Origin of the sequence: Kocuria sp., assembly GCF_030536815.1 — a bacterium.
Taxonomy (GTDB): Bacteria; Actinomycetota; Actinomycetes; order Actinomycetales; family Micrococcaceae; genus Kocuria; species Kocuria gwangalliensis.
The window spans coordinates 2,091-11,342 of record NZ_JAUNPE010000076.1 but is presented as its reverse complement, the minus strand read 5'-3'; the positions used below and the strand labels follow the sequence as shown (position 1 = coordinate 11,342).

Sequence of the window (9,252 nt, the reverse complement as noted above, 5' to 3'; positions counted from 1 at the left end):
GTCCCGGCCGTGCCCGCCGACCGGGTGGCGGACGTGCTTGCCGGGTACGGCGGCGCGGTACCCGCCGTGAAGATCAAGGTCGCCGAGCGCGGTCAATCCCTGGCGGACGACGTCGCTCGCGTGGCCGCCGTCCGCGACCTCCTTCCCGGCGCGGAGCTCAGGGTGGATGCGAACATGGGCTGGGACGAGGAGCAGGCCGTCGCGGCGCTCACGGAGCTGGCGGCCTTCGACCTGGAGTACGCCGAACAGCCGGTGGCCACCATTGAAGGCTTGGCCGCCGTGCGGCAAAGGCTGCGGGACAAGAGCATTGACCTGAAGATTGCCGCGGACGAGTCGGTCCGCAAGGCCGAAGATCCCCTCGCCGTGGCCCGTGCCGGTGCCGCCGACCTGATCATCGTGAAGGTGGCCCCGCTCGGGGGAGTGCGCCGGGCGCTGGAGCTCGTGCGGGACGCGGGCCTACCCGCCGTGGTGAGCTCGGCCATCGACAGCTCCGTGGGAATTCGGGCGGGTGTGGCCCTGGCCGCCGCGCTGCCCGAGCTGCCGTACGCGTGCGGGCTGGGAACCCTGTCGCTCATGGCGGCGGATGTGACCCGCAAATCACTCAAACCGCAGGAGGGTCACATTCCGGTGCGAGACGCAGCCGTGGACCAGGATCTCTTGGCGGAATTCGCGGTGACGGGTGAGCGGCGGGACTGGTGGCTCGACCGGATCCGCAGGACGCACGCGGTGCTGGCGGGTTAGCGCTGCCCGGCTCGGTCAATTAACCTCCCGTTTCACCTGGCGTCGTACTCAGCTCACTCTCAGGTGGTGAGCTAGGCAGCGGAACAACTCGCTGACATGTGTATTTGCATGTCCTCACCCAGGGGGATCCCATGACGCAGACACCCGAACGCCGCAAACTCCTGCCCATGCTGGGCCACGTCAAGGGCAAGCGCAGCCCGCTGACCTGTGAACTCAAGTGCGGCAGCCAGTGCACGAACCCGGACTGCAACCAGTCCGGCAACGAGTACGCGCACGACATCATTTCCGCGGCCGTGAGCCGCCGTTCCGCACTGGGCCTGGGCCTGGCCGGTGCTCTCACGGTGGGGGCCGTGGCGGGTGCCGCCGAGCCGGCCAACGCGAGCTACGCGTACTGGGGCAAGGGCCGCAGTCGCCTGGACTTCACCCCGATCAAGCCCGTGGGCATGACCGTGGACGACTTCAATGTCCCGGAGAACTACGACTGGTCCCCGATCATTCGCTGGGGCGACCCGCTGTTCTACGACGCCCCGGAGTTCGACCCCAAGAATCAGACCCCGGAGTCCCAGTCCAAACAATTCGGTTTCAACGCCGATTACCTGGACATCATCCCGGACCCCAACGGGCTGACCGGTGTGCTGGTCAACAACCACGAGTACACCAACGAGAACACCATGTTCCCCACGGGAGAGCAGGAGAAGAACCTGGCCAACGTGGTGCGCACCGCCATGGCAGCCCATGGCATGTCGGTCGTGGAGATCACCCGCACCAAGGTGGGCGAACCGTGGTCCTACGTGCGCGGCGGTGCCCGTAACCGTCGCATCACCCTGAGCACACCGTTCGTGGTGGACGGTCCCGCTGCGGGCTCGGACCTGCTCAAGACGCAGGACGATCCCACGGGCAAGCGCGTTGCGGGCACCCAGAACAACTGTTCCGGCGGTGTGACCCCGTGGGGTACCGTCCTCTCCGGCGAGGAGAACGTGCACCAGTACTTCATCACCTCCGGCACCCCGGAGGAGAAGCGCTACGGTTTCCCCACCACCATGCCCTCGCGCCGTTGGCCGGAGGTCGAGAAGCGGTTCGACGCCCGCATCGAGGGGTACAAGAACGAACCCAACCGCTTTGGCTGGATCGTGGAGATCGACCCGCAGAACCCGAACTCGGCACCGGTCAAGCACACCTCACTGGGTCGTTTCAAGCACGAGGGCGCCAACGTGCACGTGGGCGATGACGGCACGGTGGTCGCCTATTCCGGTGACGACGAGAAGTTCGAGTACATCTACAAGTTCGTCTCCTCCCGCAAGTACAAGGAGGGGGACAAGCGCCACAACATGACGCTGCTCTCCGAGGGCGATCTGTACGTGGCCAAGCTCACGGGCAACTCCGACCCGGCCCAGATCACCGGCGACGGCACCCTGCCCGCCGACGGCGAATTCGACGGTTCCGGCGAATGGCTGCCCCTGGTCAAGGGCGGTAAGTCCATGATCAAGGGCATGGCCGTGGACCAGGTCCTGGTCTACACCCGCCTGGCCGCGGACAAGGCCGGCGCCACCAAGATGGACCGCCCCGAGGACGTGGAACCCAACCCGCACACCGGCAAGGTGTACGCGGCGCTGACCAACAACTCCGACCGCGGCAAGCCCGGCTTCGCCCCGGTGGACGAAGCCAACCCGCGCACCGGCAACCGCGACGGTTACATCCTGGAACTCACCGAACGCCACGGTCGCGTGAGCGCCACACGTTTCGACTGGAACCTGCTGCTGGTCTGCGGTGATCCCACCAAGGACTCCGGCACATACTTTGGCGGGTACCCCAAGGAGAAGGTTTCACCCATCTCCTGCCCGGACAACGTGGCCTTCGACCGCGCGGGTAACCTGTGGATCTCCACGGACGGTGCGCCGTCCAAGATCGGCTACAACGACGCCCTGTTCAAGGTGGGTCTGACCGGTTCCGAGCGCGGCCGCGTGCAGCAGTTCCTGTCCGTCCCACAGGACGCCGAGACCTGCGGTCCGGTGGTCCACGACAACGAGGACATGGTCTACGTGGCCGTGCAGCACCCGGGTGAGGACGGCTCGTTCGAGGAGCCTCGCTCCTACTTCCCGGATTACGTGTTGCCCACCCGCGCCGGCGAAGGCGAGTTCTCCATGCCCCGCCCCGCCGTGGTGCAGGTCTTCCGCCTCAACCGCGGGGAAGATCCGGAGTTCCCGGGTGGCGTCAGCGACAAACCGGGCGAGGGCAAGGGCCGCGGCAAACGCCGCAAGAACGGGCCCAAGGGTCCCAAGTACCGCGGCTACCGGGGCAAGTCGAATGCGGAGACCCGCGACCGCGCCCGCCGGGCCCGCCGCTCCTACGACGGCTGATTCGGACGAGGGCGCGAGCGGTCACACCGGCCGCTCGCGCCCGCGGGGCCGAGCCGCGCGGCGGAATCTCACCGGGCCGTGCGGCGTCGTCGTGGCGAGCGCGAACCTATGTGACGCCCTGTGACACCTGGCTACCAGCTATGGCCGGGCATCGGTAGCTTTGACGCAACGGGTCACGCAGAACTGTGCCGCCCGGGGACCTCACCCGTACCCCCGACATCTCGTGGCGCACCTGACGATCACTAGTTTCCGTTCAAGGAGCTGCCATGGCCGCGCAAACGACCTCAACCGAGAGTCCTTCCAAGTCGGCTGCCCCGCGCGTGCGCGGACCGCGCCCCGGCACCAACCTGGGGCAATGGAAGATCAGCGGTAAGGACCCCCTCAACCACAACGAGGAGTTCAAGGCCGAGGGCAATCCGCTCGATGTCCGTGAACGCATCATCGACACCTACTCCAAGCAGGGTTTCGATTCGATTCCCACGGATGACGTGCACGGACGGTTCCGCTGGATGGGTCTCTACACCCAGCGCAAACAAGGCGTGGACGGCGCCTCCACCTCCAAGCTGGACGCGGAATCCCTGTCCGACAAGTACTTCATGATGCGCATCCGCACGGACGGCGGTCGGCTGAGCGTGGCGCAGGCCCGCGTGATCGGTGAGATCTCCCGTGACTTCGCCCGGGACACCGCCGATGTCAGCGACCGACAGAACATCCAGTTGCACTGGATCCGCGTTGAGGACGTCCCCGAGATCTGGGAGCGGCTGGATTCCGTGGGTTTGCTGAGCGTCGAAGCGTGCGGCGACACCCCGCGCGTGTTCCTGGGCAGCCCGGTGGCCGGTGTGGACGCCCACGAGATCATTGACTGCACCCCGCAGTTGGATGCCCTGGGGGAGGCCTTCGTGGGCAACCCGGACTTCGTGAATCTGCCCCGCAAGTTCAAGACCGCGATCACCGGCAGCAAGAGCCTGGACGTGGTGCACGAAATCAACGACGTCAGCTTCGTGGGGGTCGAGCACCCCGAACTCGGGGTCGGATACGACCTGTGGGTGGGCGGCGCGCTGTCCATCACCCCGCGCCTGGCCGAGCGACTGGGCGTGTTCGTGGCACCGGAAGACGTGGTTCCCGTGTGGGCCGCGGTGGCCGGCATTTTCCGCGACTACGGGTACCGCAAGCAGCGCACCAAGGCCCGCCTCAAGTTCCTGCTGGCCGAGTGGGGCACCGAGAAGTTCCGCCAGGTGCTTCAGGACGAGTACCTGGGCCGCGAACTCCCGGACGGCCCCGCGCCCGCCCGCGCCGTGGGTCGCCCCGATCACGTGGGCGTGCACGAGCAGCACGACGGCAAGAAATACGTGGGCTTCGCCCTCACCGTGGGCCGCCTCGATTCCGCCGCGCTGTTGACGCTCGCCGACGCAACCGAGGCCGTGGGTTCCGACCGCATCCGGCTGACGCCCTACCAGAAGGTCCTGGTCCTGGACGTCCCCGAGGATCGTGTGGCGGAGCTGACCGCCGCGCTCGAGCCCCACGGCATGGACGCGCACCCCAGCCCGTTCCGCCGCGCGACCATTGCGTGCACGGGCATTGAATTCTGCAAACTTGCGTTCGTGGAGACCAAGGGCCTGGCGGCCCAGGTGATCGATCAGCTCGAAGAGCGGCTCACGGATCTTGAGATCACGAACCCCATTTCCCTGCACATCAACGGCTGCCCCAACTCGTGCGCGCGCATCCAGACCGCGGACATCGGGCTCAAGGGCCAGTTCATCGGCGAGGAGTTCGTGTTCCAGGTGCACCTGGGCGGCGGGCTCGCCTCCGCGGACCGCGAAGAGGGCGGGCTGGGTCGCACCGTGCGGGGCCTGAAGGTCACCTCCGACGACCTGACGGATTACGTGGAGCGCGTGACCCGCCGCTACATGGCCGAGACCAACGGCGAACTCACCTTCGCCGAGTGGGCACAGAACGCCGAGGAGGATTGCCTGCGATGACCACTCCCACTACTTCATCCCCGACGACGCCGCCCGCGGCACCCGCCCCGGGTGCGGCACCGGCCGCACCGGGTCAGGCCATGGCGCCCGACGCGGCGTCGGCGCCCCAGCGAACTCGCTCCGAGGCCGAGCTGAAGGCCCTGGTCGAGGAGGCCAACGAGCTGTTCGGTCAGCGCAACGCGGACACCCAGGAACTGCTGGCCTGGGCCGGCAGGACGTTCGGGAAGTCGCTGGCGGTGGCGTGCTCGATGGCCTCGGACACCGTGGTGCCCGCCCTGGTCAGCCAGCACATCAAGGACGTGGACGTGCTGTTCCTGGACACCGGCTACCACTTCCAGGAAACCCTTGAGACCCGGGACGCGTTCGCTTCGGACTGGCCCGTGAACGTGCGCACCCTGCTGCCGCGGCTGACCGTGCCCGAGCAGGACGCCGAGTTCGGTCCGAGACTCCACGACCGCGAACCCGCCACGTGCTGTGGGATTCGCAAGGTCGAGCCGCTGGACAACGCCCTTGAGGGCTACGAGGCGTGGGTGACCGGGCTGCGCCGCGAGGAAACTCCCCATCGCGCCAACGCCGCGCCGGTGGAATGGGACGAACGCCATCACATGGTCAAAATCAACGCGATCGTGGACTGGACCTTCGACGACGTCGTGAGCTGGGCCGAAACCAACCTGGTGGTGGTCAACCCGCTGCTGACGCAGGGTTACCCGTCCATTGGTTGCGCTCCGTGCACACGAAAAGTTGCCCCCGGTGAGGATCCGCGCGCTGGTCGCTGGTCCGGGCTGGGCAAGACAGAATGCGGGATTCACGTATGACCACCACAGTTACCTCCACCTCGGCACCGCACGCGGCCGCGCTCTCCCAGTTGCAGCGGCTCGAGGCCGAGTCCATGCACATTTTCCGCGAGACCGCCTCCGAGGGTGAACGCCCCGTGCTGCTGTTCAGCGGCGGCAAGGACTCCGTGGTGATGTTGCACTTGGCCGCCAAGGCCTTCTGGCCCAGCCCCATCCCGTTCCCCGTGCTGCACGTGGACACCGGGCACAACTTCCCGGAGGTTCTCGAGTTCCGCGACCGCACCGCCGAGCGGCTCAGGGTGCGTCTGGAAGTGGCCAGCGTGCAGGACTACATCGATGACGGGCGGTTGAGCGAGCGCCCGGACGGCACCCGCAACCCGTTGCAGACCGTGCCGTTGTTGGATGCAATCACGGACGGCCGTCATGACGTGGTTTACGGCGGTGCCCGCCGTGACGAGGAAAAGGCCCGGGCCAAGGAACGCATCATCAGCTTGCGCGACGAGTTCGGCCAGTGGAACCCGCGCGACCAGCGCCCCGAGTTGTGGAACCTGTACAACACGCGCCACCGCCCGGGCGAGCACGTGCGGGTGTTTCCCTTGTCCAACTGGACCGAGCTGGACATCTGGCGTTACATCGCCGCGGAGAACATTGAGCTGCCGCCGCTGTACTACGCACACGAACGAGACGTGATCCTGCGCGACGGCATGCTGCTGGCCGTGGGGGAGTACGTGAGTGCGCGCGAGGGCGAAAACATCGAACGCCGCACGGTCCGCTACCGCACCGTGGGCGACATGAGCTGCACCGGAGCCGTGGAATCACCGGCCGCCAGTGCCCAGGACGTCCTGGCGGAGGTCGCGACCAGCACACTCACCGAACGCGGTGCCACGCGAGCGGATGACCGCATGTCCGAGGCCGCCATGGAAGACCGCAAGCGAGAGGGCTATTTCTAAAATGAGCGTCGACACCCGAGGAAGCCTGCTGCGCATTGCCACGGCGGGCAGCGTGGACGATGGCAAGTCCACCCTGGTGGGGCGCTTGCTCCACGACACCAAGAACATCCTGGTCGACCAGCTCGAGGCCATTGAGCGGGTGAGCCAGGCGCGCGGTCTGGACTCGGCGGATCTGGCGCTGCTGACCGACGGCCTGCGGGCCGAACGCGAGCAGGGAATCACGATCGACGTGGCCTACCGCTACTTCGCCACGCCCGCCCGCAACTTCATCCTGGCCGACTGCCCGGGACACGTGCAGTACACCCGCAACACCGTGACGGGCGCCTCCACCGCGGATGCGCTCATCATCCTGGTGGACGTGGAGCACGGGATCGTGGAGCAGACCCGCCGCCACCTGGCCGTTGCCGCGCTGCTGGGTGTGCCGCACCTGATCGTGGCGCTCAACAAGATCGACCTGGTCCCGGACGCCGAGCAACGGTTCGCGCAGTTGACCACGGACCTGCACGAGCTGGCCGACCAATTCGGGGTGCTGGCCTTGCAGACCATCCCGATTTCCGCCCTGCGCGGGGACAACGTGGCGGAGAAATCGCCCAACACCCCGTGGTACGAGGGCCCCAGCCTGCTGGAATGGCTCGAGACGCTGCCGGATTCGGCCGAGCTCACCCGGTCCGAGGATTTCGCGTTCCCCGTGCAGACGGTGCTGCGCCCGCAGTCCGCCGCGGTGGATCCCGCACTGGTGGACTACCGCGGGTATGCGGGGCAGATCGCCTCCGGAACCGTGCGCGTGGGAGATACCGTCTCGGTGCAGCCGGCTGGTCGCCGGACCACGGTTGAGGCCATCGACCTGGCCGGTCAGCCCCTGGACGGGGCCGTCGCAGGGCAGTCCGTGACCCTGCGGTTGAGTGACCAGATCGACATCACCCGCGGTGATCTCATTTCCGGTGTGGAGGCGGGCGCCGAACCCAGCCAGTCCGTGGAAGCCGTGGTCTGCTGGCTGGATGAGAAGCCGTTGCACGAGGGCCAGCGCGTACTGCTCAAACACACCACGCGAGTGGTTCGTGGCATTGTCGGGTCGATCGACGGTCGCTTGAACCTGGACAGTCTCAGCGCGGAATCCGTGGACTCGTTCGGACTCAATGACATCGGCCGGATCACGGTGCGGGTGGCCGATCCGATCTTCGCCACCGGTTATACCCGGTCGCACACTCTGGGATCGTTCCTGCTGATCGACCCGCAGACGGGCCGCACGCAGGCCGCGGGCATGATCCAGGATGACAGCGTTGAGACTCCCGGAGTGCTGGGAAGTCTCAAGGCAGAAAACGGCGACTGGCGGATCTGAGGTTTGCGCGGCGGCGTCGTCCGTGATCGGGCGGCGCCGCCCGCATCACGTGCGCGCGTGTCCTCGTGATGGAGCCCCGCGTGCTGCGGGCGACTGTGGGTGTCCGAGGGGCTCACTAGAGTGGGCTCCATGATCACTCCGAGCCTGCTGACGGCCACCACCGCATTGAGTGCCCTCGCGCGCGCGGGCATGGAGCACATGGTGGTCGCGCCGGGTTCTCGCTCCGCACCCGTCGCCTACGCCGCCGCGGCGGCCCAGGAGAGCGGGGCGCTGCGCGTCCACGTGCGCATCGACGAGCGCGCGGCGGCCTTCACGGCCCTGGGAATTTCCCGTTCCACCGGGCGACCCGCCGCGGTACTCACCACCAGCGGCACCGCGGTGGGCAACCTGTTGCCCGCTGTCATGGAGGCCTCGCACTCGGGGGTTCCGCTCGTGGCCCTCACGGCTGACCGCCCGCCCGAACTGCGCGGCACCGGCGCCAACCAGACCACATTCCAACCGGGAGTGTTCGAGGCGTTCGTGCGCGCCCAAGTGGACCTCGTGCCCGACGATCACAACCCCGCCGCGGAGACGCTGGATCGCGCGCTCGCGGCCGCCGGGGGGAGCCGCACCACCGCGCCGGGCCCGGTGCACCTCAATCTTGGCCTGCGGGACCCGCTGTACCCGTGGGCCGAGGAAGACCACGTGTTCCTCAAGAACTGGGCAGTGGAACTGGCGGCGGAACTGGCCGAAAACCGCCCCGCGCGCATCGCCCACCCCTGGGCCGTCTTCGACGAATCCCTGGTGAGAGACAGCCCGGACATCGCTACGGGCGGACTGCCCCGGGACATCGGCACAACTGTCCGCGAACACAATGTGCGCGGCGGCGGCATTGCGGCACCCTCGGGTGAGAATCATGGGAAGCGGACCAGCACCCCGGACGGCGTACGGGCCGTGGTCATGGCCGGCGACGGCGCGGGGCCGGGTGCCGCGCGGTTCGCAGCGGAGGCCGGACTGCCGCTCATGGCCGAACCATCTTCCAACGCGCGTTTCGGCATGTCCGCCGTGCACTCGTACCAGAACGTGTTGGAACTGGACCTGGTTGACCAGGTG

The 9,252-nt window shown here is 67.6% G+C and carries 7 protein-coding genes; all 7 read left to right on the top strand.

The window, feature by feature from the left end:
- On the top strand, nucleotides 1–741 hold a 741-nt coding region (locus Q4E95_RS08305; RefSeq protein ID WP_303382855.1), incomplete at its 5' end, for an o-succinylbenzoate synthase.
- 131 nt (nucleotides 742–872) lie between these two features.
- The gene (locus Q4E95_RS08300; protein WP_303382854.1) at nucleotides 873–3,098 is read left to right on the top strand and encodes a PhoX family phosphatase; all 2,226 of its coding nucleotides are present in this window, start codon (nucleotides 873–875) and stop codon (nucleotides 3,096–3,098) included.
- A 266-nt stretch (nucleotides 3,099–3,364) separates the two neighbouring features.
- Entirely contained in the window at nucleotides 3,365–5,077 is a 1,713-nt protein-coding gene (locus Q4E95_RS08295; protein WP_303382853.1) for a nitrite/sulfite reductase, read from the top strand.
- 80 nt (nucleotides 5,078–5,157) lie between these two features.
- Nucleotides 5,158–5,892, top strand: coding sequence for a phosphoadenylyl-sulfate reductase (locus Q4E95_RS08290; protein ID WP_303382856.1), 735 nt, complete (start codon nucleotides 5,158–5,160; stop codon nucleotides 5,890–5,892).
- Nucleotides 5,889–6,821, top strand: coding sequence for a sulfate adenylyltransferase subunit CysD (gene cysD / locus Q4E95_RS08285; RefSeq protein ID WP_303382852.1), 933 nt, complete (start codon nucleotides 5,889–5,891; stop codon nucleotides 6,819–6,821). The genes Q4E95_RS08290 and cysD overlap by 4 nt, the downstream gene beginning before the upstream one ends.
- A 1-nt stretch (nucleotide 6,822) precedes the next feature.
- Entirely contained in the window at nucleotides 6,823–8,160 is a 1,338-nt protein-coding gene (locus tag Q4E95_RS08280; protein WP_303382851.1) for a sulfate adenylyltransferase subunit 1, read from the top strand.
- 129 nt (nucleotides 8,161–8,289) lie between these two features.
- The coding region (locus Q4E95_RS08275; RefSeq protein WP_303382850.1) for a thiamine pyrophosphate-binding protein at nucleotides 8,290–9,252 on the top strand (963 nt) is incomplete at its 3' end.